This is a genomic window from Treponema sp. UBA753 (genome assembly GCF_002297325.1).
GTDB lineage: Bacteria > Spirochaetota > Spirochaetia > Treponematales > Treponemataceae > Treponema_D.
In genome coordinates, this window is the sequence record NZ_DBKJ01000124.1 from 535 (window position 1) to 786 (window position 252).

Here is a 252-nt window from a genome sequence, read left to right on the forward strand (position 1 = left end):
TGATGAGAAGCGGCATGCTCCGAAAACTTGGAAACGGACTTTACGCTTATATGCCGCTCGGTTTTCGCTCGCTAAAAAAACTACAGGAAATTATCCGCCAAGAACTAGACAAAACCGGCTGGCTTGAAATGAAGCCAACAGTTATTCAGCCTGGAGACTTGTGGAAAGAATCCGGCCGCTGGGACAAAATGCACGATGAAATGCTAAGACCTCAAAACCGTGCTGGTCAAGACATGGTTGTTTCTCCAACTG

1 pseudogene is annotated in these 252 nt (G+C 46.8%); it reads left to right on the plus strand.

The features are described from left to right. Window positions 1–252: pseudogene (locus B4C08_RS09850) on the plus strand (proline--tRNA ligase); the annotation flags it as partial.